General features: G+C 60.4%; 26 protein-coding genes, 2 tRNA genes and 2 pseudogenes. 20 read left to right on the plus strand and 10 right to left on the minus strand.

Features of this window, described 5'->3' with window-relative positions:
• The first annotated feature begins 84 nt into the window (after nt 1–84).
• The 5 genes from modA (at nt 85) to csrA (ending at nt 4,163) form a co-directional block, all read left to right on the plus strand.
• Nucleotides 85–843: a molybdate ABC transporter substrate-binding protein gene (modA, locus tag G7009_RS01905; protein WP_181128264.1), complete on the plus strand. Its 759-nt coding sequence runs from the start codon at nt 85–87 to the stop codon at nt 841–843.
• Complete coding sequence (gene modB / locus G7009_RS01910; RefSeq protein ID WP_181128265.1) at nt 843–1,523, plus strand: molybdate ABC transporter permease subunit; 681 nt, start codon at nt 843–845, stop codon at nt 1,521–1,523. Before modA ends, modB begins: the two co-directional genes overlap by 1 nt.
• A gap of 1 nt (nt 1,524) precedes the next feature.
• Complete coding sequence (gene modC, locus G7009_RS01915; protein WP_181128266.1) at nt 1,525–2,610, plus strand: molybdenum ABC transporter ATP-binding protein; 1,086 nt, start codon at nt 1,525–1,527, stop codon at nt 2,608–2,610.
• Between the two features lie 64 nt (nt 2,611–2,674).
• Nucleotides 2,675–3,694, plus strand: coding sequence for a DNA topoisomerase IB (locus tag G7009_RS01920; protein ID WP_181128267.1), 1,020 nt, complete (start codon nt 2,675–2,677; stop codon nt 3,692–3,694).
• 271 nt (nt 3,695–3,965) lie between these two features.
• Nucleotides 3,966–4,163 (plus strand): carbon storage regulator CsrA, encoded by a 198-nt coding sequence (gene csrA / locus G7009_RS01925; RefSeq protein ID WP_181128268.1) that lies wholly within the window; start codon nt 3,966–3,968, stop codon nt 4,161–4,163.
• A 67-nt stretch (nt 4,164–4,230) separates the two neighbouring features.
• On the opposite strand, the gene G7009_RS01930 is transcribed toward csrA, so the two are convergent.
• The 3 genes from G7009_RS01930 to G7009_RS01940 are packed head-to-tail and all read right to left on the minus strand — an operon-like array spanning nt 4,231 to nt 7,220.
• A complete protein-coding gene (locus tag G7009_RS01930) occupies nt 4,231–4,590 on the minus strand; it encodes a response regulator (RefSeq protein ID WP_181128269.1) in 360 nt (119 codons plus the stop codon).
• 19 nt (nt 4,591–4,609) lie between these two features.
• The gene (locus tag G7009_RS01935) at nt 4,610–6,055 is read right to left on the minus strand and encodes an ATPase domain-containing protein (protein ID WP_181128270.1); all 1,446 of its coding nucleotides are present in this window, start codon (nt 6,053–6,055) and stop codon (nt 4,610–4,612) included.
• A complete protein-coding gene (locus G7009_RS01940; RefSeq protein WP_258197836.1) occupies nt 6,048–7,220 on the minus strand; it encodes a two-component system sensor histidine kinase NtrB in 1,173 nt (390 codons plus the stop codon). Before G7009_RS01940 ends, G7009_RS01935 begins: the two co-directional genes overlap by 8 nt.
• A gap of 224 nt (nt 7,221–7,444) precedes the next feature.
• On the opposite strand from G7009_RS01940, the gene G7009_RS01945 reads away from it, so the two are divergent.
• The 3 genes from G7009_RS01945 (at nt 7,445) to G7009_RS01955 (ending at nt 8,538) form a co-directional block, all read left to right on the plus strand.
• Nucleotides 7,445–7,660, plus strand: a complete 216-nt coding sequence (locus tag G7009_RS01945; protein ID WP_181128271.1) for a hypothetical protein — start codon at nt 7,445–7,447, stop codon at nt 7,658–7,660.
• Nucleotides 7,661–7,882: 222 nt separating this feature from the next.
• A tRNA-Leu gene (locus G7009_RS01950) sits at nt 7,883–7,967 on the plus strand.
• A 157-nt stretch (nt 7,968–8,124) separates the two neighbouring features.
• On the plus strand, nt 8,125–8,538 hold the full coding sequence (locus G7009_RS01955) for a DoxX family protein (RefSeq protein WP_181128272.1): 414 nt from the start codon (nt 8,125–8,127) through the stop codon (nt 8,536–8,538).
• A gap of 15 nt (nt 8,539–8,553) precedes the next feature.
• Here the strand turns inward: G7009_RS01955 and G7009_RS01960 are convergent, their stop codons facing one another.
• Nucleotides 8,554–8,739, minus strand: coding sequence for a hypothetical protein (locus tag G7009_RS01960; RefSeq protein WP_181128273.1), 186 nt, complete (start codon nt 8,737–8,739; stop codon nt 8,554–8,556).
• Between the two features lie 438 nt (nt 8,740–9,177).
• Nucleotides 9,178–9,372: pseudogene (locus G7009_RS27600) on the minus strand (LysR family transcriptional regulator); the annotation flags it as partial.
• 4 nt (nt 9,373–9,376) lie between these two features.
• Between G7009_RS27600 and G7009_RS01965 the strand changes: the two are divergent.
• Nucleotides 9,377–10,386: pseudogene (locus G7009_RS01965) on the plus strand (zinc-dependent alcohol dehydrogenase family protein).
• A gap of 149 nt (nt 10,387–10,535) precedes the next feature.
• On the plus strand, nt 10,536–12,389 hold the full coding sequence (locus tag G7009_RS01970) for an ABC transporter ATP-binding protein (RefSeq protein ID WP_181128274.1): 1,854 nt from the start codon (nt 10,536–10,538) through the stop codon (nt 12,387–12,389).
• 434 nt (nt 12,390–12,823) lie between these two features.
• Here G7009_RS01970 and G7009_RS01975 read toward each other — a convergent pair.
• Nucleotides 12,824–12,897: transfer RNA gene (locus G7009_RS01975), tRNA-Cys, on the minus strand.
• Nucleotides 12,898–13,051: 154 nt separating this feature from the next.
• Complete coding sequence (sohB, locus tag G7009_RS01980) at nt 13,052–14,071, minus strand: protease SohB (protein WP_181128275.1); 1,020 nt, start codon at nt 14,069–14,071, stop codon at nt 13,052–13,054.
• Nucleotides 14,072–14,270: 199 nt separating this feature from the next.
• Here sohB and G7009_RS01985 point away from each other — a divergent pair, with 199 nt between their 5' ends.
• On the plus strand, nt 14,271–14,981 hold the full coding sequence (locus G7009_RS01985) for a histidine phosphatase family protein (protein ID WP_181128276.1): 711 nt from the start codon (nt 14,271–14,273) through the stop codon (nt 14,979–14,981).
• Nucleotides 14,982–15,036: 55 nt separating this feature from the next.
• Complete coding sequence (locus tag G7009_RS01990) at nt 15,037–15,354, plus strand: SCP2 sterol-binding domain-containing protein (protein WP_181128277.1); 318 nt, start codon at nt 15,037–15,039, stop codon at nt 15,352–15,354.
• A 66-nt stretch (nt 15,355–15,420) separates the two neighbouring features.
• Here the strand turns inward: G7009_RS01990 and G7009_RS01995 are convergent, their stop codons facing one another.
• Nucleotides 15,421–16,092 carry a TetR/AcrR family transcriptional regulator gene (locus G7009_RS01995; protein ID WP_181128278.1) on the minus strand — a complete coding sequence of 224 codons (672 nt, stop codon included), beginning with the start codon at nt 16,090–16,092 and terminating at the stop codon, nt 15,421–15,423.
• A gap of 215 nt (nt 16,093–16,307) precedes the next feature.
• On the opposite strand from G7009_RS01995, the gene G7009_RS02000 reads away from it, so the two are divergent.
• On the plus strand, nt 16,308–17,375 hold the full coding sequence (locus G7009_RS02000; protein WP_181128279.1) for a phosphotransferase family protein: 1,068 nt from the start codon (nt 16,308–16,310) through the stop codon (nt 17,373–17,375).
• A gap of 23 nt (nt 17,376–17,398) precedes the next feature.
• A complete protein-coding gene (locus G7009_RS02005) occupies nt 17,399–18,166 on the plus strand; it encodes an SDR family oxidoreductase (RefSeq protein WP_308813297.1) in 768 nt (255 codons plus the stop codon).
• A 45-nt stretch (nt 18,167–18,211) separates the two neighbouring features.
• Here the strand turns inward: G7009_RS02005 and G7009_RS02010 are convergent, their stop codons facing one another.
• Nucleotides 18,212–18,562, minus strand: a complete 351-nt coding sequence (locus G7009_RS02010; RefSeq protein WP_181128281.1) for a hypothetical protein — start codon at nt 18,560–18,562, stop codon at nt 18,212–18,214.
• A 173-nt stretch (nt 18,563–18,735) separates the two neighbouring features.
• On the opposite strand from G7009_RS02010, the gene G7009_RS02015 reads away from it, so the two are divergent.
• The 6 genes from G7009_RS02015 (at nt 18,736) to G7009_RS02040 (ending at nt 24,693) form a co-directional block, all read left to right on the plus strand.
• Nucleotides 18,736–18,987 carry an RcnB family protein gene (locus G7009_RS02015; protein ID WP_375139527.1) on the plus strand — a complete coding sequence of 84 codons (252 nt, stop codon included), beginning with the start codon at nt 18,736–18,738 and terminating at the stop codon, nt 18,985–18,987.
• A 402-nt stretch (nt 18,988–19,389) separates the two neighbouring features.
• Nucleotides 19,390–19,575, plus strand: coding sequence for a hypothetical protein (locus tag G7009_RS02020; RefSeq protein ID WP_375139522.1), 186 nt, complete (start codon nt 19,390–19,392; stop codon nt 19,573–19,575).
• Between the two features lie 67 nt (nt 19,576–19,642).
• Nucleotides 19,643–20,041 carry a glycine zipper domain-containing protein gene (locus G7009_RS02025; protein WP_181128283.1) on the plus strand — a complete coding sequence of 133 codons (399 nt, stop codon included), beginning with the start codon at nt 19,643–19,645 and terminating at the stop codon, nt 20,039–20,041.
• Nucleotides 20,042–20,206: 165 nt separating this feature from the next.
• Nucleotides 20,207–22,036, plus strand: coding sequence for an SLC13 family permease (locus G7009_RS02030; protein ID WP_181128284.1), 1,830 nt, complete (start codon nt 20,207–20,209; stop codon nt 22,034–22,036).
• Nucleotides 22,037–22,203: 167 nt separating this feature from the next.
• Entirely contained in the window at nt 22,204–23,613 is a 1,410-nt protein-coding gene (locus G7009_RS02035; RefSeq protein WP_181128285.1) for a GGDEF domain-containing protein, read from the plus strand.
• 513 nt (nt 23,614–24,126) lie between these two features.
• On the plus strand, nt 24,127–24,693 hold the full coding sequence (locus G7009_RS02040) for a cysteine hydrolase family protein (RefSeq protein ID WP_181128286.1): 567 nt from the start codon (nt 24,127–24,129) through the stop codon (nt 24,691–24,693).
• 52 nt (nt 24,694–24,745) lie between these two features.
• On the opposite strand, the gene G7009_RS02045 is transcribed toward G7009_RS02040, so the two are convergent.
• Nucleotides 24,746–24,919: a hypothetical protein gene (locus G7009_RS02045; RefSeq protein ID WP_181128287.1), complete on the minus strand. Its 174-nt coding sequence runs from the start codon at nt 24,917–24,919 to the stop codon at nt 24,746–24,748.
• Nucleotides 24,920–24,997 lie beyond the last annotated feature (78 nt).

A 24,997-nucleotide genomic window follows, 5' to 3' on the forward strand; every position in this document is an offset into this window, starting at 1 on the left:
CAACCGCCAGGCAAATCCCCTTCCATGGAAGCGGGGTATCGCTATATAGTCGACGACATAACGACCCCTTTCAAGGAGCTGCGCATGCGTCTTCGTCTATCCCATCTGGTTGGCTGTGCCTTGGCCACCTCGATGACCTGCAACCTCGCCTGGGCCGACGAAGTCCAGGTTGCCGTGGCGGCCAACTTCACCGCGCCTATCCAGGCCATCGCCAAGGATTTCGAGAAGGATACCGGGCATACCCTGGTGGCCTCCTACGGCGCGACTGGACAGTTCTATGCCCAGATCAGGAATGGCGCGCCTTTCGAGGTGTTCCTCGCCGCCGATGACAGCACGCCAGCCAAGCTCGAGGAAGAAAAGGCCATCGTCCCGGGATCGCGCTTCACTTACGCCATCGGCACGCTCGCGCTGTGGTCGCCCAAGGCTGGCTATGTCGATGATCAGGGCCAGGTACTCAAGGGCGACACCTACAAGCACCTGTCGATCGCCAATCCGCAGACCGCTCCCTATGGCCTGGCTGCCACCCAGGTGCTGGACAAGCTGCAGTTGAGCGAAGTCACGCAGCCGAAAATCGTCCAGGGGCAGAACATCACCCAGGCGTTCCAGTTCGTCTCCACCGGCAATGCCGAGTTGGGCTTTGTCGCGCTTTCGCAGATCTACAAGGATGGCCAGGTGCAGAGCGGTTCGGCCTGGATCGTCCCGGCCCGGATGCATGAGCCTATCCGCCAGGATGCGGTGATTCTCGAGAAGGGCAAGGACAACCCTGCGGCCAAGGCCCTGGTCGACTACCTCAAGGGGCCGAAGGCGGCTGCTGTGATCAAGTCCTACGGTTACGAAATCTGATGCCGCTCGACGCCAGTGACCTAGGGGCCATCTGGCTTACCCTCAAACTGGCGAGCCTCACGACGGTAATCCTGCTGATCGTGGGCACACCTATCGCCTGGTGGCTGGCGCGTACGCGCTCCTGGTGGCGTGGCCCGGTGGGGGCAGTGATCGCCCTGCCCCTGGTACTGCCGCCGACGGTGATCGGTTTCTACCTGTTGATAGCCCTGGGACCCCATGGCTGGATCGGGCAAGCCACCCAGGCCATGGGCCTGGGGACCGTGGTGTTCAGTTTTACCGGACTGGTGATCGGCTCGGTGGTCTACTCCATGCCCTTCGTGGTCCAACCATTGCAGAACGCTTTCGATGCGATGGGGCAGCGTCCACTGGAGGTCGCCGCTACCTTGCGCGCCAGTCCTTGGGACACGTTCGTGCATGTGGTACTGCCCTTGGCCCGTCCGGGGTTCGTCACTGCCAGCATTCTGGGTTTTGCCCATACCGTAGGCGAATTCGGCGTGGTGTTGATGATCGGCGGCAACATTCCTGACAAGACTCGCGTGGTCTCGGTACAGATCTTCGATCATGTCGAGGCCATGGCCTATACCCAGGCCCACTGGCTGGCCGGGTCGATGTTGCTCTTCTCGTTCCTGGTGCTGCTTGTGCTCTATGCCGGTCGACGCGGCAAGACTGGCTGGAGTTGACATGACCCCTCTACGTGCACGCCTGAAGCTGACACGCGACGCTTTCACTCTGGATGTGGATCTGCACCTGCCGGGCCGAGGTATCAGCGCGCTGTTCGGCCATTCCGGGTCGGGCAAGACTTCATGCCTGCGCTGCCTTGCCGGGCTGGAACGGGCCAGCCAGGCGTTCGTCGAGGTCGACGGCGTGGTTTGGGAAGACAGCGCGAGCGGCTACTTCCTGCCGCCGCACTTGCGTCCGGTGGGCTATGTCTTCCAGGAAGCCAGCCTGTTCCCGCACTTGAGCGTGCGCGGCAACCTCGAGTTCGGTTGGCGCCGGGTAGCCCCCCGCGAGCGCAAGGTCGACGTGGAACAGGCCTGCCAGTTACTGGGTATCGGCCACCTGCTGGAACGTCGCCCGGCAACGCTGTCCGGCGGCGAGGCGCAGCGTGTCGGTATCGCCCGCGCGCTGCTGAGCAGTCCACGCCTGTTGCTGATGGACGAGCCGCTGGCAGCCTTGGACAGTTCGCGCAAACGCGAAATCCTGCCTTACCTGGAGCGCCTGCACGATGAGCTGGACGTGCCAGTGATCTATGTGAGTCATGCCCTGGATGAAGTGGCGCGACTGGCCGATCATCTGGTCTTGCTCGAAGAAGGCAAGGCGATGGCCAGCGGGCCGATCGGCGATACCCTGGCGCGCCTGGACCTGAGCCTGGCCCAAGGCGAGGATGCAGGCGTGGTATTGGAGTGCGCGGTGCGTGGATACGATGCCCACTATCAGCTGCTCGACCTGCAGTTGCCCGGAGGCGGTCCGTTGTTGCGCATTGCTCATCCAACCAGACCGCCTGGCAGTACCTTGCGGGTCAAGGTGCAGGCGCGCGACGTCAGCCTGAGTCTTACCCAGGATTGTGCATCGAGCATACTCAACCGCCTGCCGGTACGCGTGAAGGCATGCCGCGCCGCGCACAATCCGGCGCATGTACTGATCAGCCTGGAGGTCAGCGGCAACCCGTTGCTCGCGCGTATCACCCGCTATTCGGCCGATCAACTGGGATTGCAGCCAGGCCAGGCGCTCTGGGCGCAGATCAAGTCGGTGGCGCTGCTAGGTTGAATGATGGCACTGCCATGCATGAGTGCTGTCCATTGATCAGGTTCCCGGTCAACGGATCACTACCATGCTCGACTGCGTTCTACCCCCTACCCTGCACTATGTGGACGATACCCAACCTGGCCTGAGCCGACGTCGCTGGCGCGACCGTTTCATCTATCTGGATGCCGACGGCGACAGGGTCAAGGACAGCGAAACCCTGGCGCGTATCGCGGCGCTGGTCATCCCGCCCGCCTACACCGATGTATGGATCTGCAGGGATCCCCAGGGCCATCTGCAGGCAACGGGCCGCGATGCGAGGGGCCGCAAGCAGTACCGCTACCATACGCAATGGCGAGAGCTGCGTGATGCGCACAAGTACGGGCGAATGCTGGCCTTCGCCAAGGCCCTGCCCAAGCTGCGGCGCCAGATCGACGGCCATCTTTCGCGTCCCGGACTGGACCGCGAGAAGGTCATGGCCCTGGTGATCAGCCTGCTCGACAGCACATTGATCCGGATCGGCAACCAGCAGTACCTGCGCGATAACCAATCCTACGGGCTGACCACGTTACGCACACGCCACGTGAAGGTTCAGGGCAGCACCATCCGCTTTCATTTCCGAGGCAAGCGGGGCGTCGAGCATGATGTGGCCGTCCGCGACCGGCGCCTGGCGGGGATCCTCAAGCGTTGCCTGGAGCTCCCTGGCCAGGAGCTGTTCCAATACCTGGACGAGAATGGTGAGCGGCACAGCATCGGCTCAGGGGATATCAATCAGTTCCTGCACGAACTGACCGGTGCCGATTTTACCGCCAAGGACTATCGCACCTGGGGCGGTAGCGCCCTGGCCCTGCATCTGTTGCGCCCTCTGGCCTGGACACCGGAAACCGAGGCCAAGCGCCAGATCGCGAGCATCGTCAAGGACGTGGCTCGGCGTCTGGGCAATACACCGGCGGTATGCCGACGTTGCTACATCCACCCGGCGGTACTGGAACATTACATCCTCGGGCGTCTGGCCGAGCTTCCCAAGGTGCGTGCCCGCAAAGGGCTCGAGCCGGAGGAAGTGACACTGCTGGTATTCCTGCAAGCGCTGGAAGCGGCGGCGGCATGATTGACGCGCTCTATTCCCTTCATGATGTAGAGAAATTTCCCATCTGTGCCACGGCCCCTTATCCTTGGCACCCGAACACCTTCACTGACAGGCTCTTGCACTAGATTCTGCCAGGACCTGCGCATAAATACAGGCAACAGATTTATCTGCGGGGGAATTACTTACCGCCGAAAGCGTCTTTAATTAGAAGGAACAGGGACAAGGCCAAGGGGCACTCCCGCTCGTGTCTGTCATAGACGACACGGCACTTTTCACCACCAAGGAGAATTACATGCTGATACTCACCCGCAAGGTTGGCGAAAGCATCGTCATTAACGATGACATCAAAGTCACCATTCTGGGCGTCAAAGGGATGCAAGTGAGGATCGGCATCGATGCACCAAAAGATGTCCAGGTCCATCGGGAAGAAATTTTCAAACGCATCCAGGCAGGCAATGCCGCGCCGGAAAAGACGGAAGGCCCGCAATAAGCCCGATTGCTTCAGGCCGTACGGAAGAACGTGAGCCCATCGTAGGTTCATCCACCAGACAGTTACCTCAGGTCGTCAGCAATTCACGCACCTTGGCTATCATCTCATCCATGTCGAAGGGCTTGTCGAAGACAGCGGCGAACATTTGCGGAGATATCCGCCCCAGACTTGCCTGCGCCCCACTCATGAGGATGACAGGCAGGTCGGGTAATTTCATTTCCTCGCGGATCGCCTTGAGCAGCTCCTCGCCATTGAGCACGGGCATCATGTAGTCGGTGATCACCAACTCGACACGCTTGTCCTGCAAGGCCTCCAGCGCTTTGCGACCGTTGCTCGCCTTCTCTACCAGATACCCTTCGTCTTCCAGGGCGAATCCCAGAATATCGGCAATCAAGTACTCGTCGTCGACGATCAGTATGGTGCTCATCGTCTCGCTACCTACCCCATCATCCGTCTCCTGCCGGTACGGGTGTACCGGTCAGGACGCCACTGGCACCGGCAAATGTTTTGTGCAAGGTCATACCTTGCTTACCGATCAGAACCTCGTGCAAGGCCGGATCGTAATCGCTGTCCCGTACCTTGAGGATCGAAAATACGCGCCTGAGCTTGCAATCCAGCTCGACGAATCGCATCAACCAGAGGTTGTCGACGATACTCGACAGGTCCGGTGCCGGCGCGTTGATTTCCGATCCGAAAATGTCGCGCATTTCCCAGGTCAGCAGGACATCCACATGGCGCGCGCGCAGTTCGCCGGTAATGGCGCGAAAGAACGCGTTCAACCGCGCGGGGTTGTTGCTCAAACGACTGAACGCCCCGAGGCTGTCGAGCAGCACTCGCTTGATGCCCAGGCGCGCGACGATGTCCAGCAGCCGCGCGCCTACCTGATCGAGCAAGCCTTCGGTAGGAGGCTGCCAGCACAGGTGCAAGGCACCGGCATCCTCCAGCGCCGCGAAGTCGTGCCCCAGCGCGGCGGCCTTGAGACGCAAGCGCGCCGGCGTTTCGTAGAAGCCGAACAGCAGCCCGGGTTCGGCAGGCGTGGAAGCAGACAGGAAGCTGAGACCCAGCGAAGTCTTGCCGATCCCCGAGGGGCCCATGACCAGGCTCACCGCGCCAGCCGGAAGCCCGCCGCCAAGCGCTTGATCGAGCGAAGCGATCCCGCTGGGTACCCGACCTTGTGTCGCGGTACCCGGATGGCTGGGATGACTGTAAAGCGACTCGAGACGTGGATAGACCTGCATGCCGGACTCGGTGATCATGCATTCATGAATGCCTGAAAGGGACCCGCTACCTCGCGTCTTGCGCAACTGCATCTGCCGCACCGCGCGGCCCTCCACCAGCCTTTCGCTCAGCTCGATCACTCCATCGACCATGGTGTGTTCTGGGCTGCCCTCCTCAAGCCTGGAACTGGTCAGCAACACGACCGTACAGCCGGCGAAAGCCGCATGTCCGTGCAGCTCGGAGATGAACTTCTTGGTATCCAGGCTGGTTCCAGCCTGGGATCGTGCATTGAGCAAACCATCGACGATCAACAGACTGGCTTTGTGGCGAGCAATCTCGCGACGCAGGACCCTGACCACTTCACCAAGGCCGTCCCGCTCCAGGGTATCGAAGGCACTGACGAACTGGATCTGGTTGCCGACCAATGCAGGATCGAAGAAATCCAGGGTAGAGAGGTACTGGAAAAGACGCTCGTGGGACTCGCTGAGTAGCGTTGCCACCAACACACGACCACCCTGCATGACGTGATGGCAGGCCATCTGATTGGCCAGGATGGTCTTCCCAGAGCCCGGATGCCCTTGGACGATATATGAGGCGCCCGCCACCAGACCGCCCTTGAGCAGTTTATCGAGCCCGTCGATTCCCGTGACCAGACGCTTGAGTGTTTCAACCATCACTGTTCCCCATAGTGTCCGCTGCTGTCACTGGATGCCATGTCGGCAGGTAGAGGCTCATGCAGGTTCCCTCACCAGGCGTACTGCTCACATGAATGGCCCCATTGCTCTGTTTCGCGAAACCATAGACCTGACTCAATCCCAGGCCGGTTCCCTTGCCGAACGACTTGGTGGTGAAAAAAGGTTCGAAGATCCGCGGCAGGACCTGAGGATCTATGCCTTGTCCGGTATCGCGAACATTGAAATGCACGAACTCGCCATGCAGATCGTCGATCTCGCCCGCGATTTCGCCACAACCCACTTCGAGGCTGATGCGTCCATGGGCTCCGATGGCGTCCCGGGCATTGAAGACCAGATTGAGCAGGACCATCTGCAACTGTCCGGCATCCACCTCGATCAACGGCAGGTCGGGCTGGATATGCTCTTCGACGACGATGTGGTGAGGCAATGCATGTTCGATCAAACCGCGAGTGGAGTCGATAAGGCTCGCCGGCGAGATCTGTGCGACGTTCAACTGCTTGTGCCGGGCGAAGCTGAGCAATTGCTGGGTAAGCTGGGTGCCCCGCTGCCCCGCGTCAAGAATGTGCTCCAGCAGGCGGGGGACCCGTTTCGAATCCTGACTGTCGAGCGCCAGCCGCGCGGAACTGATGATGATGGTCAGCAGGTTGTTGAAGTCATGGGCCAGCCCGCCGGTGAGCTGACCGAGCGCTTCGAGCTTTTGCGCCTGGAACAGCTGGGCGCGCATGGCATCCAGCTGCATGGCCGAATCGCGGCGATCGGTAATATCGCGGGTAACCTTGGCCAGGCCGATGATCTCGCCATGCTCGTCGCGCACCACATCCAGCGCGGCCAGTGCCCAGAACTGTGTTCCGTCCTTGCGCATACGCCAGCCTTCGTCCTGGGCGACACCTTTTTCCAAAGCCTGCTGGAGCAGTCGTTTAGGACGATTCTGAACGCAGTCATGCTCGGTGAAGAACAAGGAAAAGTGCTGACCGATCACTTCGTCGGCTTTATAACCCTTGATCCGCTCGGCGCCGGCGTTCCAGGACACCACGCGCCCAGAGGGGTCGAGCATGTAGATAGCGTAATCGACAACTGCCTGAACCAGTTGCTCATAGCGGCTGGGGTACATGACAGGTAGATCAGAGCGGTCTGGGACAGGCATGGAAGCTCCAGGGTACCTCAACAACCGATAGAGCTTAGCCAAAAGCGCCGCAAGCGATGACTGTGCGACGACGATCGTACTGCTCCGATTCAATGCCACCTGATGGAGGCGATAGGACAGCATTCCATGAATATGACAAATCCACCAGTGATCCGGTGCCAGCACGCGGCGGATTGCCCTATCGTCGAGCGGCAGGTCCGTCCCATGGCGCCCGAGGATCGTAAATGCCCGCCGACAGCCGTCGCATGCAAGACCTCCAAGACGACTTGAAACGTACCGCCAGTGAGCTCGCCAGCATTTCCAGAGCCCTCCATGCGCACGCGCGTTATCTGCAGCACTCGGTCCACGACGCCGATCCCGAGGTCATCACGAGTCAGGTAACCGGTCCGCGGGCCACCGCCAGTGAGCTACGCGAGATTGCCGAGATCATCTTACCCTGACGCTGGGCCTGGAAGATATGAAGCTTGTCCAGCTTGCATGAGTTGGCGCCCTGGCGTGAAGGAAGCGGTTGCTCTTTCCGGAAACACCGTCGCTTGCGTGAATGAAATACCACTGGACCAGAGCTCGACGAGGTAGCGAACAAGCGGCTGGGACTCGTCTATCTATGCCTTAAGATGTTGATTATCGCCGGTTTTTCGTGTCTAATTCCGGCCTTCCATCGTGCCCTGATGGTGAAATTGGTAGACACATCGCACTTAAAATGCGCCGCCGCAAGGTGTGCCGGTTCGAGTCCGGCTCGGGGCACCACTTCCTGGAACCTTTCCTTTTCGCCTGATCCAGCCTGACTACCCAGCGCACAGCGCTCAAGCCAGCGGCTGTCAACGGATCATGGAGCACTCGCTTCTGCGGCCAAACCCTGATGTACCTGCTAGAGTGGAATTGAGCCCGCCACTGGAGCATCGTCATGCGTCATACCTTGTTCGTAGGTCAACGCGACGCCATCCTCCTGCTCGCCCGCGTTCTGCTGATGATCCTGTTCCTGATTTCCGGCTGGAGCAAGCTGACCGGTTTCGAAGGCACGGTGGGCTACATGGCCTCTTTGGGGGCTCCAGCGCCAACCCTTGCGGCGGCGATAGCAGTGATCATGGAGTTCTTCGTCGCCATGGCGCTGATCCTGGGCTTCTATACCCGCCCATTGGCCTTTCTGTTTGCGCTGTTCGTGATAGGCACCGCGCTGATCGGGCACCCGTTCTGGAACATGGCGGAACCGGAGCGCAGCGCCAACCTGACCCAGTTCTTCAAGAACATGAGTATCGTCGGCGGCATGCTGTTGCTCGCCGTGACCGGCGCGGGGCGCTATTCGCTCGATCGCGGCTGAGACGCGCCGATTGCATCAGTCGTCGTAGTCGTCCTGCCATGCTGGATGATCTCGTTCGTCCGGATCATCCAGTGACTCCTCGCCCTCTTCAAGCAGATCGTCGAACGGCTGAGCATCCGCTTCGCTCTCCCTGTCGGCGTAGAGAAACTCGTGATCGAGCAGGTGATCGTGCTCGGGTTCGGGGATATCGTCGTCGCACATGCAGGCTCTCCAGTCAAAGCTCGCCTGTATAGGCCCATAGCTTCAGCAGGTCAATGCCGGGATGAATTAACGCTCGCTTAACCGATGACCCGTTAGCCTGGCCATCCTCCCTTCAAACTTTCAGCCCGCTTTCAAGCGGGCTTCTTTTTCGAGCCCGTAATGGATGGTTGGTAGAACTTCAGTCAACCTCTCGGCCGACCATGCGGGAGAGATCAAGGACAAACCCACCACATCCTCTTCACAAAATTCTGACAAACGGTTTGGCAGACTGACATGGCTTCGATACGTTCTTGAACCCGCCCCCCCTGGCGGGTTTTCTTTTTTTGCAGGACAGCTTCAATCCAGGTACATCATGACTGGTTCAGGTAACCGGATTACTCCAGCTCTCGTCATGCAGAGCTTGTCGAGGCGACCGCAATGGCAGCCCTCTCCTTCCCGCTATTGCAACCAACGACTGTAAATCGCGGGAAACTGCTCACGCACCCAATCGACGAAAACATGGATCTGCGGTGCTACATGCGATCGGCTCGGATACAGAACCGAAACGGGTCGAGGCCGTGGGCGGAAGCGCCGCAACACTTCGACCAGTGAACCGTCGGCCAGGCGACGGTCGAGCGTAATGCCGGGGGCTTGGCGCATGAACGCATGGCTACTGAAAGATTTCGGACTCGACAACCTCGTCCTTGGCGATACGGCCACCTCGCAGCCTGAAGCTGGTGAACTGCTGATAAAGGTCGGCGCCGTTTCCCTCAATTTCCGCGACAAGGCGATTGTGGACGGCATCTATGAACCGCACCTGGTGCCCAAGCCGCTGATTCCGGTTAGCGACGCAGCAGGCACAATCGTCGCCGTCGGTGAAGGTGTCACGCGATTCAAGGTGAGTGAGCGAGTCAACTCGCACCTGTATTCGCGCTGGCTCGACGGTGAGCCTGGACCTGACGAACCGGATCACTGCTTCGGCATGCCCTTGCCGGGTGGCCTGGCCGAATACATGATCATTCATGAAGAAAGCGCGGTGCGCGTGCCGGACAACATGTCGGACGAAGAAGCGGCGACCTTGCCCATCGCCGCCCTGACAGCCTGGTACTCAGTGGTGGATTACGGCCAGATCCAGCCTGGACAAACGGTGCTTGTACAAGGCACCGGCGGGGTATCGATCTTTGCCGTGCAGTTGGCAACCGCACTGGGCGCGAAGGTGATCGTAACGTCCAGCAGCGACGCCAACCTGGAGGCGGTGAAGAGCTCGGCGCCGTAGCAGGCGTGAACTACCGCACCTTCCCACGCTGGGAAGAAGAAGTGCTGAAGCTGACCGATGGCAAGGGCGTTGACCTGCTGCTGGACGTCGCCGGCGGTGAAGGCCTGAACCAATCCATCGCCGCCACCAAGGCAGCGGGTCGCATTGCGCAGATCGGCTTTCTTACCGGGCAGACCACCACCCTCGGCTTGATGCCACTGATCTTCCGCCAGACCACCATTCGCGGAATCGCGGTCGCGCCTCGCTCCTCTTTCGACCGTATGAATGCCTTTTTGAATGAGCACGCAATACGTCCGGTGATCGACCGAACCTATTCCTTCGAAGCAGCACGCCAGGCTTACGAGCATCTGGCACGAGGTGCTTTCGGCAAAGTCGTGATTTCGATTTCGTAAGGCAATCCGCGCCTCACCGAGCCATTCGATCTGCCCCCCCGTGGCTGATACAGCGCGCGGCGGGCAAGTCACCACCCTCCACCTACAAAACCCTCAAGGCGATCGTTAAATGGCAGAATCTCCCTGACGTGACCATTTCGGAGAGCACTATGCTTCGTGCGTTTGAACGATTGCTCGACCCCTTCCCGCCCGACGAGGCCCCACCACCACCTGTCGGCCTCGTACGATTCCTGTGGGCCTGCACACGCGGAGCCCGCGGCTATATCCTCGCGCTTGCATTGCTTAGCGCCAGCGTGTCGATTTACGAAGCCTGGCTGTTTTCCTTTCTTGGGCAGGTCGTGGACCTGCTCTCAACCTGGCAGGCGGGCGGCGATGCGAACGGGCAGGAAAGTCGCGTACTGTGGGGTATCGGCATCGTGCTCTTCACCAGCATTGGGCTGGTAGCGCTGCGCACCATGGTTCAACACCAGATATTGGCGATCAATCTGCCGCTGCGGCTGCGCTGGGACTTTCATCGGCTGATGCTGCGGCAAAGCCTTTCATTCTTTTCCGATGAGTTTTCCGGCCGCGTCACCACCAAGGTGATGCAGACCGCGCTCGCCGTGCGCGAAGTGCTGTTCACAGTCATCGAGATCGCACCTGGGATCGGGGTGTATTTCATCGCGATCATCGCACTGGCCGGCGGCTTCGCCCTGAAACTGATGCTGCCCTTCCTTGCCTGGGTCGCATTGTTCGGGCTGGCCATGCTGTACTTCGTGCCGCGCCTGGGGAAAGTCGGCCAGGAACAGGCTCATGCACGGTCGTCGATGACCGGGCGCATTTCGGACGCCTACACCAACATCACCACGGTGAAGCTGTTCTCGCACTCCAAACGCGAAGCACACTTCGCCCGCGCGGCCATGGAAGATTTCAAGCAGACCGGCTTTCGCCAGATGCGTCTGGTCAGCCAGTTCGAGATCGTCAACCAGGCGCTGGTGGTCGTCCTGATCCTTGGAGCGGGCGGCTATGCGCTCTGGCTGTGGCACCAAGGCGAAGTCGGCACGGGTGCCGTGGCCGCGATTACCGCCATGGCGTTGCGCATCAATGGCATGTCGCACTGGATCATGTGGCAAATGACGTCGCTGTTCGAAAACATCGGCACCGTGCAGGATGGCATGGCCACCTTGACAAGTGGCCCCAAGGTACAGGACGCGCCGAACGCGCGCGTGCTGGAGACCTCTGGCGGCGCAGTGACCTTCGACAATGTGAGCTTCAACTACAATGGCGAACGCCAGGTGCTCGACGGACTGAGCCTGAACATCCGCCCAGGCGAAAAAATCGGCCTGGTGGGCCGTTCCGGTGCTGGCAAATCCACGCTGATCAATCTGCTGCTGCGTTTCTACGACGTGGACAGCGGCGAGATTCGCATCGATGGGCAAAACATCGCCCACGTAACGCAAGACAGCCTGCGCAGCGCCATCGGCATGGTCACTCAGGATACCTCCCTGCTGCACCGCTCCATTCGCGACAACATCGCCTACGGCCGGCCCGATGCGACCGACGCGCAGATTCGCACTGCCGCGGCCAATGCCCAGGCCGACGGTTTCATCAGCCAGCTGAGCGACCGACAGGGCCATAGCGGCTACGACACCTTGGTGGGTGAGCGCGGCATCAAGCTTTCGGGCGGCCAGCGCCAACGCATCGCCATTGCTCGGGTGATGCTGAAGAACGCCCCAATTCTGCTGCTTGACGAAGCTACCAGCGCCCTGGATTCGGAAGTCGAAGTCGCCATCCAAGAAAGTCTCGATGAAATGATGCAGGGCAAGACCGTCATCGCCATCGCCCATCGGCTGTCCACGATCGCGGCCATGGATCGGCTCATTGTCATGGATGACGGACGTATCATCGAACAAGGTACCCACACCGAACTGCTCGCGAAGAACGGCATATACGCGCGACTGTGGCAGCACCAGAGTGGTGGGTTTCTGGGTGAGGATCAGGGGGTGGCCGAGGCTGTGGAGTAGGTGCGCGGCGGCGGCCCGCGAAGGGCAGGAAGCGAACGCTCACGCAGGCCTTGCGCCTTCCCGACCCCGCTCGGCCATTTCCGCCTCGAGCCTCTGAAGGAACACTTTCACTCGTGCCGGGACATACCGGCGCGATGGAGTGACAGCCCATACTGACAGCTCTTCCATGCCTCCATCCGCCAGTTCGATTCCAACCAGAGAGCCGTCGCGCAACTGAGGGAGAACATCCCAATATGCATCATCGCGATACCGAGGCCCTGGATAGCAGCGGTTCTCGCCGCGTCGACGCTGCTCGTGCTCACTCGGCCGCTCACACGGCGCCGGACAATGCCCCCGCCAGTTCGAAACTCCTGCCTAAAAGTTTCGGAACTCCAGGCTTTTCTGCGCTCAAAAGAAAAACCCCGCAGACGTTAATCTGCGGGGCTTTCGAATAATGGAGGCCGAGGTCGGAATCGAACCGGCGTAGACGGATTTGCAATCCGGAGCATAACCACTTTGCTACTCGGCCTCAAAGGTCGGAAACAGCTGCCTACTGCCTTGCTATCTCCTTGAAATCACAGGACTTTTTGAAAGTTCGCTGCGTTTCGATGGACGCCATTATGTCCGCATTCGACATGCCTTGCAACCCCTTGATCATAAAATTCTTCAAGGGGTTCAAGGCGTTAGCGCATGCGGCTGAATTTGCTCCACAGCCCGACCAGGGTATTCTCGACAGCGCCACTGGCAGCCATGCCGATTCGCTCCTGCAGGCTCCTGCGTTCGGCGAAATGCAGATGGAACAGATTGGCTTCACGGGCCCGGTTGCTCAGGTACTCGTCGCTGGTGCCAAGCTCATCGACCAACTGCAGGTTGAGAGCCGCCACGCCGAGCCAGACTTCACCGGTAGCGACTTCGTCCATGTGCAGTTGCGGGCGGTAACGGGTCACGAAGTCCTTGAACAGCTGGTGAGTCACCTCCAGGTCTTCCTGGAACTTTTCCCTGCCCTTCTCGGTATTCTCGCCAAAGACCGTCAGCGTGCGCTTGTACTCGCCCGCGGTCAGCACTTCGAAATCGATGTCGTGCTTCTTGAGCAGCCGATTGACGTTGGGCAACTGCGCGACCACTCCGATCGAGCCAAGGACGGCGAAGGGGGCGCTGACGATTTTCTGGCCGATGCACGCCATCATGTAGCCGCCACTGGCGGCAACCTTGTCGATGCACACGGTCAATGGGATGCCGGCCTGGCGGATGCGCGCCAGCTGAGACGCGGCCAGCCCGTAGCTGTGCACCAACCCGCCTCCGCTCTCCAGCCGCAGCACCACTTCGTCGCGGGCAGTGGCGATCGTCAGCAGCGCGGTGATCTCGTTGCGCAGGCTTTCGGTTGCCGATGCCTTGATATCGCCATCGAAATCGAGGACGAACACACGGCTCTTTTCTTCGCTCTTTTTCTTCTTGCCCTGCTTGTCCGCCTTGGCCTGTTGCTTGCGCAGGGTCTTGAGCTGGGCCTTGTCGAGCAACCCACCCTCGAGGCGTTCACGCAACTCCTTGTAGAAGTCGTTGAGACGGATGACCTGCAATTGTCCGCCAGCCTTGCGACGGCCTTTGCCACGCAAGCCGGCGATGGCCGAAAGAACCACCAGCAAGGCGATGACCAGGGTAGCGGTTTTGGCGAGAAAGCTTGCGTATTCTGCAAGAAACTCCACGTTGACTCCTTGATAGACCTGCGTCGTCACGACGCGAAACTGATGCAGCATACCGGTGCGCCCGCAACGCTGCCAGAGCAGGCAAATCTCGGAAACGCAGTTCAAACGACCTTTTCAAACGCTTGTATGTTTTTCCGTTGACAGCCTGTCGGCCTCGTCCTAACCTCCCAGCAATCCGAATTCCAGGCGAGCGAGCGACGTGGGCAGCATCTATCTGATCCGACATGGCCAAGCCTCGTTTGGTGCCGCCGATTACGACGTGCTCTCGCCCATCGGCATTCGCCAGAGTGAAACGCTTGGCCGCCACTTGGCCGAGCTGGGCGTGACACTCGATCGCTGTCTGTCCGGCAGCCTGCGTCGCCAACAGGACACCGCACGGCTGGCGCTGGGCTGCCTGCATGCCGCAGGGCACGCGGTCGCGCCGCTCGAGGTCGATCCGGCGTTCAATGAGTTCGATGCCGAGGGCATGATCCGCGCGCTGGCTCCCGGGCTGCTGCCGGACGAGCCCGAAATCATGCATATCCTCCGCAATGCTTCGCACAATCGCAGCGAATTCCAGCGCCTGTTCGCTCTCATGGTAAGGCGGTGGCACGACGGCAAGCATGCAGATGACGGCCTGGAAAGCTGGAGCTCTTTCGTCGCGCGCGTGGATGGTGGCCTGCAGCGCATATTGGACGGCGCCGCCGGTGACGATAACGTCGCTCTCTTTACGTCCGGTGGCACCATTGCCGCCCTGCTTCACCTGGTCACCGGGATCACTCCCAGCCAGGCCTTTGCCTTCAACTGGCAGATCATCAACACGTCGCTCAGCCAATTGAAGTTTCGTGGCCGCGACGTGGCGCTGGCTTCCTTCAACAGCCAGACCCATGTACAGCTGTTGAGGATGCCGGAGCTTGTCACCTATCGATGAGCCCGGCCGCTTTACCCCTTGTGGGGCCTGAACAACCACTGAATAAGGAATGCCCATGACCTCCGTAGCCGATGCCGTCAAGAAGATGCAAGAGAAGTTCAACCCGTCCGCCGCCGCCGGCCTGGACCTGGTGTACGGCTTCAATATCACCGATGAAGACAAGCACTACGCGCTGATCGTCAAGGATGGCACCTGTGAGCTGCAGGAAGGCGAGAACCCTGACGCCAACTGTACGCTGGTACTGGACAGCGAGACCCTGAAGGGCATCGTCAGCGGCGAGACCGACGGCATGCAGGCCTTCATGGGCGGCAAGCTGCGCGTCGAAGGCGACATGATGCTGTCGATGAAGCTCAGCGAGCTCTTCCCCGCCTGATCCTCACCCTGGCGGTGAATCAACCGAAGCCTGATCCGCTTCGGTTTTTTTTGCCCGCTGCAAACCTCAGGCCTGGATGTACCGCAGTACCGTCTCGCAGATCATCTGCTTGTGCCGTTGCTTGATCTGCTCGTCGGAGAGGTCTACCTGGAAGATCTCGCCGAAGGTATGACGATTGGATACCCGGTAGAAGCAGAAGGAGCTCATCAGCATGTGCAGGTCCATCACTTCGATCCCGGGCCGGAACAAGCCCTGCGCCTCGCCTCGGCGCAAGGTCTTGGCCAGGCCGTCGAGAATCATGCTGCTCATTTCCCGGATGAGCGGGGACTGCTTCACATATTCCCCGTAATGGATGTTCTCGTTGCTGACGATACGCACGAAATCCACATTCCGATCATGGTGATCGAACGTGAATTCCACCAGCCGTCGGATAGCCTGGTCAGCCGGCAGCGACTCCAGATCGAGACTGTGTTCGGTCTTGCGGATATCGCCGTAAAGCTTGACCAGGCATTCGACGTAGAGCTGCTCCTTGCTGCCGAAATAGTAATAGATCATGCGCTTGGAGGTGGCCATGCGTTCAGCGATGGCATCTACTCGGGCACCAGCGAGCCCTTGCTGGACGAACTCGCTGATGGCGGCCTGGAGAATGTCTTCCCGGGTCTTTTCCGGGTTGTTCTTGCGCGACTTGCGCACCACCTCGACCTCGGGCTGGTCGGGGCCGACTACCGAATCACTCATACCGACTCACAAGCTGCTGAAAGAATGTTCGTAATTATCCGCGAGCAGCCCTGTGCAGGGAAGCTCGCCAAATGATCGGCGGGGCTTGCCGACCATCAGATGCAGTGATCGACCGGCAACACCCACGCCTATACAGCCGCTGGTACGCTTGTTCCAGGCTCGACCGAGAACTAGATTAATCAACGCTCCCTGCCGCCGGCCACAAAGGAAATCGCATGACGCTTACCGATCCCTCCATTCAGGTCCGTCCGGGCGAAGAACTCGATGCAGCGGTCATTGACGGTTATCTCAAGACTCACCTGCCCCACCTGGTCGGGCAGCCGACGATCAGCCAGTTCCCCGGTGGTGCCTCGAACCTGACCTATCTGGTCAGCTATCCGACCCAGGAGCTGGTGCTGCGGCGCCCGCCTTTCGGGCAGAAAGCCAAGTCGGCGCATGACATGGGTCGCGAGTACCGCATCCTGAGTCGACTCAACAGCGGCTTTCCCTACTGCCCCAAGGCGTATGTGCACTGCACCGACGAGTCGTTGATAGGCAGCGAGTTCTACGTCATGGAGCGGGTCAAGGGCATCATTCTGCGCTCGGACATTCCCGCGCAACTGGGCTTTGACTCCCAGCGCACCAATGCCCTGTGCAAAAGCTTCATCGATCGTCTTGTAGAACTGCACCGGATCGACTACCAGGCCTGCGGCCTGGGCGAATTGGGCAAGCCCGAAGGCTACGTACGGCGCCAGGTCGAAGGCTGGAGCGCGCGCTACGAGAAAGCGCTGACCCCGGATGCGCCACGCTGGCAGGGAGTGATCGACTGGCTCCGTGAAAAAATGCCCGCCGACCACCCACGCTCCGGCATCGTGCACAACGACTATCGGTTCGACAACGTCATCCTCGACGCCGAAAACCCCATGCGCATCATCGGTGTGCTGGACTGGGAGATGGCAACCCTGGGTGACCCGCTCATGGATCTGGGCAACAGCCTCGCCTACTGGATCGAGGCCGATGATCCGGCGCCGGTACAGTTGATGCGCCGCCAGCCGAGCAATGCGCCCGGCATGCTCAGCCGCCGCGAGTTCGCCGACTACTATGCCGAGCGCGCAGGTATCACCATCGACAACCTGGACTTCTACTATTGCCACGGCCTGTTTCGCCTGGCCGTCATCGTCCAGCAGATCTATTACCGCTACTTCCACGGCCAGACCCAGGACAAACGCTTCGCCCAGTTCATCCACATGAACCGCTTGCTGGAGCACATGACCCTGCAAGTGATCGACAAGTCCAGCCTCTGATGACAGCCCTCAAGGTAAATGCCATGCCCAAGACCTCCCTGTTCGACCTCGATGGCAAGATCGCCTTCGTTTCCGGCGCCAGCCGTGGCATCGGTGAAGCTATCGCCCACCTGCTGGCCCAGCAAGGGGCTCATGTGATCGTATCCAGTCGCAAGCTCGAGGGCTGCCAGCAGGTGGCCGACGCCATCGTCGCGGCGGGCGGCCAGGCGACCGCCATCGCCTGTCACATCGGCGAGCTGGACCAGATCCAGAAGACTTTCGCAGCCATTGGCGAGCAATTCGGCCGCCTCGATATTCTGGTCAACAATGCGGCAACAAACCCACAGTTCTGCAATGTGCTGGACACCGACCCTGGCGCGTTCCAGAAGACGGTCGACGTCAATATCCGCGGCTACTTCTTCATGTCGGTGGAAGCCGGCAAGCTGATGCGCGAGCACGGTGGCGGCAGCATCATCAATGTGGCATCGATCAATGGCGTGTCGCCGGGCGCATTCCAGGGGATCTATTCGATGACCAAGGCGGCGGTCATCAACATGACCAAGGTGTTCGCCAATGAATGCGCGGCGTTCGGCATTCGCTGCAATGCCTTGCTACCGGGCCTTACCGATACCCGCTTCGCCGCCGCGCTGGTAAAGAACCAAGCCATCCTCGATGTCGCCTTGCAACAGATCCCGCTCAAGCGCGTGGCCGATCCCAAGGAAATGGCCGGCGCGGTGCTGTACTTGGCCAGCGATGCCTCCAGCTACACCACTGGCATTGCGCTCAATGTCGATGGGGGTTACCTGGCATAGATGAAGGGTCGGACAGCCCTTCCCCGAACGACGCCCTTCGCGTCTTCAAAGACAGGTAGCGGCAGCGGCCTTGCGGCGCAGGGCCATGCTGTCGTTCTTCTGCGCGTAGTAATCCACTCGGGTACCCGCAGACTTGGGAACGATATCGACAAAGGATTCGGCGTCGCGGGAATGCACGGTGAATCCGCCTTGCTCGCGCGATTCCAGATAGCCGCTGGCATCGACTCCGAACACTGCCTCGTCCTGCCAACTGAACTGTACGCACTGCGCTATCAGCTCCGCGCTCTTGCGCGAATCCATCTGCGCGCTCGGCGAGCCACTGCGGGTCGCCTCCATGGTGGATGACACACATCCGGTCAGCAACACCGTTGCAGCCATCGCCAGAATTACTCGCATGTTGCACCCTCGGAGCAAAAAGAAGCCGACTCTAGCATTCGCCAGCAGTACGAGTGAATTCTCTGGCCAGGCGCGTTGTCCCAGACAGGTACGCCCCGCCGAAGGAGATTTACATGAACTACCGCAATGTTCTGTCCGCAGTACTCTTGAGCACCACGTTTGCCTGCCTTCCCATGGTGGCGACGACTGCCCATGCCGACGAAGCAAAGGTCGAAGGCCCGGAGGCTCATAATCGCGAGCTGAAGGTCGGCGACAAGGCACCTGACCAGTACAAGCGCGATGAACTGGTCGTCGCTGACTGGAAAGCCAAGGGGTTGACGCCTGCGCCCGAGGAAGGGGTGAGCCAGTGGGTACGCATGGGTCACCAATATGTGCTGGTGCAGATCACCAATGGGGTGATTCTGGAGATCAAGCCCGAATCCTGACACCCGCCGAAGCGGCAAGCGGTGACTCGTTCACCGCATTGCGGCCCAGGGCCTGCCTGCCAGGGCGCCCCTGAAGGCACGATCAAAATCAGGCTTCGTCGCTCGGCTGCCTGGCCCGCACTACCGATATTCCCTCCTTCAAAGCCCTATGCACTCTCGGCTTTCCGAGCACATGCCGTCTTTCGCCAACATCGATCAACGCTCACTACCGAGATCATGCTGTCTTCTCGAGTGGCGAGACAGTTCACGTCGCTCACCCTCTGACCAAGCCTCGGCGCCCTGACTCACAACTTGGGAACAGCACTGGCGCATCACGATTTTTCCTACACGACTGAAACAAAAAGGAGAATTCCCGGTCTTAGGTGGTACCCCGTAAACCTATGCGGATCAAGGACCTATATCATGATGACCCGCCTCGCCTGTATCCCTCTGATCGCCACAGTGCTATTGCTCGCTGGCTGCCACAGCAATCACCACCGTGACGATGGCTGGCGCGACAATGATCGTAAAGAGCATCGCCAGAAGCGTCACCACCGCCAGGACCGCGGTGACGATGAGCGTCGCTACAACGACCGCGGCTACCGCTGAGCACACCATTCTTACCTGCCGCCTGACTTGCGGCACTTCTACCTGATGATTCGTTCGAGGTTACATCATGCGTTTGACTCTGCCTTCTCTCGCGCTAGGCCTGCTGATCTGCCAGGGCGCATTGGCCGGTGACGGTACCACTGCCATTGGCGGCGGCCTGGGTGGCGTTCTGGGCAACGTTGTCGGTCAACAGATCGGCGGCAGCACCGGTGCGGCTATCGGTGCCGGCGTCGGGGGTGCCGCGGGCAGCGCCGTTGGCGCGCGCAAGGGCAATCGTACCGAAGCCGCCTTGGGCGGCGGCCTGGGTTCGGCAGGCGGGTCGCTGATCGGTGGCAGGCTGGGCGGCTCTACCGGCTCGACGGTAGGCGCCGGCCTGGGTGGTGCCGCCGGTGGCGCCATCGGCAATCATCTGGGCGATAACGACGGTGGCGGCAAGAAGAAACGTCGCCACCGTCATCACCGCTGACAGGTCTGCCTCTCGACCTGTAATGCCTGGCCATCGGGACTGCCCAAATGTCTCTGATGGCCAACCCCCAACATTCATCCCCCAGACAACCGCGATACATCAATACCTTCCCATTGCACCCTGGCACACTGTACGTGCCACTCCTTGTGAAGGATCACCCCCGCGATGAACCATGAACTGCTCTGGGTCCTCGGCCTGCTGGCTACCGTCATTATCCTGTTCGTCATCAATCGCCCGCGCATGGACGTCGTTGCGTTATTGGTGATGGTAGTCCTGCCAGTGTCCGGCATCCTCGACGTCAACCAGGCCCTGGCCGGGTTCAGCGACCCCAACGTGGTGCTGATAGCGGCCCTGTTCGTGATGGGTGAAGGCTTGGTCCGCACCGGCATTGCCTATCGGATCGGCGAATGGATGAGCGACCGCGCCGGCCATAGCGAGGCACGGCTTTTAATCCTGCTCATGTTGGCGGTTGCCGGGCTGGGTTCGGTTATGAGCTCGACCGGTGTGGTCGCCATCTTCATCCCCGTGGTCTTGAGCATCGCGGCACGCCAGGGCGTGTCTCCGAGCCGCCTGATGATGCCCCTGAGCGTTGCCGGGCTGATCAGCGGCATGCTCAGCCTGGTCGCCACTCCACCCAATGTCGTGGTGCACAGTGAGCTCATGCGCCATGGCGAGCCCGGCTTCGGCTTCTTCAGCTTTACCCCGTTCGGCCTGACCGTGCTGGCCTTGGGTATCGGCTATATGTTGCTGACCCGCCACTGGCTCAAAGGTGAAGTACGCAAGGATGGCAGCCTCGAGACTCGACGCACCCTGCTGGACCTGGTGCAGGACTACAAGCTCAGCGGTCGCGAGCGCCGCCTGCGCGTGCACCCCGACTCTCCCTTGATCGGCCATACCCTGGGTGAGCTCGCCCTACGTACTCGACACGGCGCCAACGTCATCGGCATCGAACGCCAGCACAAGTTGATCACCCGCGTGATGACCGCCGACTCGAACAGCATCCTGCAGCACGGCGATATATTGCTGCTGGACCTTTTTGCCAATCACGACGACCTGCGCGGCCTGTGCCAGACCATGCACCTGGAACCGCTGCCCTTCAAGGCGGCCTATTTCATCGACCAGTCACAAGAGCTGGGCATGGCGGAGATCTCGTTGCCACCCGGCTCTCAGCTGATCGGCAAGAGCATCCTGGAGCTCGCGTTCCGTAGCCGGTTCGGCCTGAACGTGGTGGGACTGCGCCGTGACCAGCACGCCATCGACGAGCAGCTGGTGGAAGAAACATTGCGCATGGGCGACACCCTGCTGGTCGTCGGGCCTTGGAAGGCCGTACGCCAGTTGCAAGGCAGGCCTCGCGACTTCCTTGTATTGAGCCTGCCGGCAGAAATCGACCAAGTGGCGCCTGCGCGCGCGCGTGCGCCTTATGCCCTGGTCAGCTTGGCGGTGATGGTCGGGCTGATGGTCAGCGGCGCGGTGCCCAACGTCATCGCCGCCTTGATTGGCTGCCTGTTGATGGGCGCGGGACGGTGCGTCGACATGAACAGCGCCTACCGTGCCATCCACTGGCCGAGCCTGATACTGATCGTCGGCATGCTGCCTTTCGCCTTGGCCTTGCAGAAGACCGGCGGCATCGACCTCGTCGTCGACGCACTGGTCGGCACGCTCGGCGCGGCCGACCCTCGCGTCATGCTGGCGTGCCTGTTCGCCCTTACCGCAGTGATCGGGCTGTTCATTTCCAACACCGCCACGGCGGTACTCATGGCGCCCGTGGCGATCAGCACCGCCACCCAACTCGGCCTGTCCCCTTACCCCTTTGCCATGACCGTCGCCCTTGCGGCGTCGGCTGCGTTCATGACGCCCGTGTCGTCGCCTGTCAATACCCTGGTGCTGGGGCCCGGCCAGTATCGCTTCGCCGATTTCGTCAAAGTCGGAGTGCCGTTCACGCTACTGGTCATGCTGGTGACCGTGGTGATGGTCCCTTGGTACTACGGCCTCTAGCCCCTCCCAACGCAGCATGAAATCCCTGAAAAGAGCATGATATCTGGGGATAGCAGCACGTTAATATCCAATTGACATCAATTACCCGGTTGCACACACTGGCATCACATCGTCCCAGGGACTACGGTCGTTGGCCTGGATCCTGTCTCCGCTAGTCGGTCACGCCCATGGTGTTTGCAGCTTCTTCGCGTTTGGTACCTCATTTCATTCTGTTTGCCTTGACGTTCGGCTTGACCCTGATCGGCATCCTGGCACGGCCGATCGAATCGCTGTCCATGTTCTGGCCAGTCAACGCGGTACTGACAGGGATACTCCTGCGCTATCCGCGCCAGGCGACGAGCAGCGGCTTCGGTGTGATATTCGTGGCCATGCTTGCCGCGGATGTCGCCTGCGGCAGTGCCTGGCAGCCGGCGCTTTGGGTCAACCTGTGCAACTTGGGCGCAGTGTTAACGTTCTGGCAGATTCTCTCGCGACAAGCCCGGGCTCACCGCAGGTTACGCACGCCTCAGGGTGTCCTGCGCCTGCTCGGAGCCTGCACTGTCGGCGCGGCGGTGGCCGCCAGCCTGGCCTGTGTGATGGCGGCGCCCTGGTTCAACGCATCGCTGCGCTCGACCTGGCTGTCCTGGTTCAGCGAACAGTTCTCCACCGGGATGCTGGTCCTCCCTGTACTGCTCACCGTACCCTCGCCCGCGGCCCTTTGGCGCGGCAGCAGTCGCCCGATCGGCGTGGCTCCGCTACTGGTCCTGGTGGCCTCGTTGACCTTGAGCATAGCCTTCGGCGGACCCGGCGCTATCGCCTTCCCCATTGCCGCGCTACTGTGGTGCGCGCTGGTCTACTCCCCTTTCCTGGTAGCCCTGTTGAGCTTGATGACCGGCAGCGCGCTGATCGTCGCCCTGGCACAGAACCTCATGCATTTCAGCATCGTGCAGAGCGAACTCGGCACGACGACGCTGACGTCGGCGCGCCTGGGCATCGCCATGCTGGTGCTGGGTCCGTTGATGGTGGCCTGCGTCAGTCACGCGAATCGGAGTCTTCTCGCGCGCCTGACCCATCGCGCCGCGATCGATCACCTCACCGGCGCCTTGTCGCGCAGGGCTCTCACCCAGCAGGCCAATGCCTTGCTGGAAAACCGAGAACAAACCAGCCCTGCGTTGCCATTGACGTTGTTGATGCTGGATATCGATCACTTCAAGACGATCAATGATCTGCACGGGCATGCGATCGGCGACCAGGTGCTGCGCCAGTGTGCCCACGGCCTCCAGGCTCAGCTGCACACAGGCGACTTGCTTGGCCGGCTGGGCGGCGAGGAGTTTGTCGTGGTGCTGCCAGGCTTGCCACCGGAACAGGCCACGTTCACCGCCGAGCGACTGCGCAGGGCCGTACAGGATCTGTGTATCACCCAAGTCGAGCAGCGCCTGCAGATCACCGTCAGCATAGGCCTGGCCGGTTGCGCCACGGGCAGCGCCTCGCCAAGCCTGGATGCCCTGCTGGCAAGCGCCGACAGGGCGCTCTATCGTGCAAAGGCCAAGGGTCGCAACCGCGTCGAACAAGCGGAGCCGCATCGGTACGCAGGGTGATGCGAGTGGAATGAGTGCCTGCAGGCTCTGTTCAATTTCTGCTCAAAGTGACAGAGGCCTTTGTAATTATGGCCTCCAGCAATTTATCCACAGACCTACCCACGTTTTCTGTGGACAGTTTCCCTGTCAGAATTCTTCACGCGAATCGCAATGATCTCAGCCTCCGAAGGGTAGGAATCAGCTGGGGGGAATAGTCCCCAACAAGCCGATAAAGATAGTCAATAGCAGAAAGCCACCCAGAAACAACGTAAGCTTGCCCATCAGATATTCTCCACTCTATTGGCGAAACGGCATGCCTTTGCCACCTTGGAAAATGGCCAGGCTTGATGGGTATTGTCGATTCTCGGCTGATATGGTTACAGATTCAGGTTGGCGGTAAAAAAGCAGATCAGATAAGCCCGAGGATCAATGACAGGTACGGCACAGCCTTGATCAAGCCACGCCATGGCTGCTGACAGGTTGCATCGGAAGGCACATGACACCCATTTCCAGATCGAGAACCCGGCCCCCATCATGAATCAGGTCGCAACCAACATCGCTCTACTGCTTATCGACATGCAGGTCGGCATCAACCATCCACGGTTGGGCCCCCGCAACAATCCCGAAGCAGAGCTACGCATGGGCGAACTCCTCGCGGCCTGGCGCCTGGCCAGTCATCCAGTGGTACATGTCCGGCATGTCTCGCGCATGGCCGACTCGGTTTTCTCGCCTGGGCAAGCAGGATGCGAGTTCCAACCGGCGTTCATGCCTCTGGCGAACGAAGTGGTGTTCGAAAAGAACGTTCCCGATGCCTTTGCCAACACTGGCCTGCAGCGCTGGCTGCATGTCCGCGGCATACCGCGATTGGTGATCGCTGGCCTTATCACCAATAATTCGGTGGAGTCGACGGCGCGATCGGCTGGAAACCTGGGTTTCGATACCCAAGTCGTGGAGGATGCGTGCTACACCTTCGACCAACGCGATCACCGTGGTCGCCTCTGGCGGGCCGAGGACGTGCACGCCTTGTCATTGGCCAACCTGGCCCTGGATTACGCACGGATAGCAACCACCGCCGAAGTCCTTGCCTCGATTGCGCCCTGATTCGAAAGGCATCTGGCGCAAGGTGGCCTACGCGCACGTTTCGCGGCCGGAATCACTCAGGAATCTTGCGCCCCTGCTCGGCCTCACCTTCCCGCTTGCCCGTGCGCTGGGCGGTAGTATTGCCGTCTTCCTTTTCCCCAGGGGCTGGCCGCAGGGCGTCGTTGTCACGCGGCACCTCTCCAGGAGAATGCTGCTGGCTGGGGGTGGCGCCGGTATCTTTGTTCATCATCGTTCTCCGCAGGTGATTGTTCTCTTTACGAGCATGGCAGCGCTGCTTGGGTTCAATATCGCGTGGGAACCTTGG

Source organism: Pseudomonas capeferrum, assembly GCF_013523055.1.
GTDB classification, from domain to species: domain Bacteria; phylum Pseudomonadota; class Gammaproteobacteria; order Pseudomonadales; family Pseudomonadaceae; genus Aquipseudomonas; species Aquipseudomonas capeferrum_A.

Excerpts from the sequence above, each read along its gene's own strand:
- modC (WP_181128266.1), top strand. The coding sequence starts at position 1,525 with ATGACCCCTCTACGTGCACGCCTGAAGCTGACACGCGACGCTTTCACT.
- G7009_RS02020 (WP_375139522.1), top strand. The coding sequence starts at position 19,390 with ATGATGACCCGCCTCGCCTGTATCCCTCTGATCGCCACAGTGCTATTG.
- G7009_RS02010 (WP_181128281.1), bottom strand. The coding sequence starts at position 18,562 with ATGCGAGTAATTCTGGCGATGGCTGCAACGGTGTTGCTGACCGGATGT.
- G7009_RS01990 (WP_181128277.1), top strand. The coding sequence starts at position 15,037 with ATGACCTCCGTAGCCGATGCCGTCAAGAAGATGCAAGAGAAGTTCAAC.
- G7009_RS01960 (WP_181128273.1), bottom strand. The coding sequence starts at position 8,739 with ATGTGCGACGACGATATCCCCGAACCCGAGCACGATCACCTGCTCGAT.
- G7009_RS01930 (WP_181128269.1), bottom strand. The coding sequence starts at position 4,590 with ATGAGCACCATACTGATCGTCGACGACGAGTACTTGATTGCCGATATT.
- G7009_RS01940 (WP_258197836.1), bottom strand. The coding sequence starts at position 7,220 with ATGCCTGTCCCAGACCGCTCTGATCTACCTGTCATGTACCCCAGCCGC.
- G7009_RS02040 (WP_181128286.1), top strand. The coding sequence starts at position 24,127 with ATGAATCAGGTCGCAACCAACATCGCTCTACTGCTTATCGACATGCAG.
- G7009_RS02005 (WP_308813297.1), top strand. The coding sequence starts at position 17,399 with ATGCCCAAGACCTCCCTGTTCGACCTCGATGGCAAGATCGCCTTCGTT.
- G7009_RS01955 (WP_181128272.1), top strand. The coding sequence starts at position 8,125 with ATGCGTCATACCTTGTTCGTAGGTCAACGCGACGCCATCCTCCTGCTC.
- csrA (WP_181128268.1), top strand. The coding sequence starts at position 3,966 with ATGCTGATACTCACCCGCAAGGTTGGCGAAAGCATCGTCATTAACGAT.
- G7009_RS01935 (WP_181128270.1), bottom strand. The coding sequence starts at position 6,055 with ATGGTTGAAACACTCAAGCGTCTGGTCACGGGAATCGACGGGCTCGAT.
- G7009_RS02035 (WP_181128285.1), top strand. The coding sequence starts at position 22,204 with ATGGTGTTTGCAGCTTCTTCGCGTTTGGTACCTCATTTCATTCTGTTT.
- G7009_RS02045 (WP_181128287.1), bottom strand. The coding sequence starts at position 24,919 with ATGAACAAAGATACCGGCGCCACCCCCAGCCAGCAGCATTCTCCTGGA.
- modA (WP_181128264.1), top strand. The coding sequence starts at position 85 with ATGCGTCTTCGTCTATCCCATCTGGTTGGCTGTGCCTTGGCCACCTCG.
- G7009_RS01945 (WP_181128271.1), top strand. The coding sequence starts at position 7,445 with ATGCCCGCCGACAGCCGTCGCATGCAAGACCTCCAAGACGACTTGAAA.
- G7009_RS01995 (WP_181128278.1), bottom strand. The coding sequence starts at position 16,092 with ATGAGTGATTCGGTAGTCGGCCCCGACCAGCCCGAGGTCGAGGTGGTG.
- G7009_RS02030 (WP_181128284.1), top strand. The coding sequence starts at position 20,207 with ATGAACCATGAACTGCTCTGGGTCCTCGGCCTGCTGGCTACCGTCATT.
- G7009_RS02015 (WP_375139527.1), top strand. The coding sequence starts at position 18,736 with ATGGTGGCGACGACTGCCCATGCCGACGAAGCAAAGGTCGAAGGCCCG.
- G7009_RS02000 (WP_181128279.1), top strand. The coding sequence starts at position 16,308 with ATGACGCTTACCGATCCCTCCATTCAGGTCCGTCCGGGCGAAGAACTC.
- modB (WP_181128265.1), top strand. The coding sequence starts at position 843 with ATGCCGCTCGACGCCAGTGACCTAGGGGCCATCTGGCTTACCCTCAAA.
- G7009_RS01970 (WP_181128274.1), top strand. The coding sequence starts at position 10,536 with ATGCTTCGTGCGTTTGAACGATTGCTCGACCCCTTCCCGCCCGACGAG.
- G7009_RS02025 (WP_181128283.1), top strand. The coding sequence starts at position 19,643 with ATGCGTTTGACTCTGCCTTCTCTCGCGCTAGGCCTGCTGATCTGCCAG.
- G7009_RS01920 (WP_181128267.1), top strand. The coding sequence starts at position 2,675 with ATGCTCGACTGCGTTCTACCCCCTACCCTGCACTATGTGGACGATACC.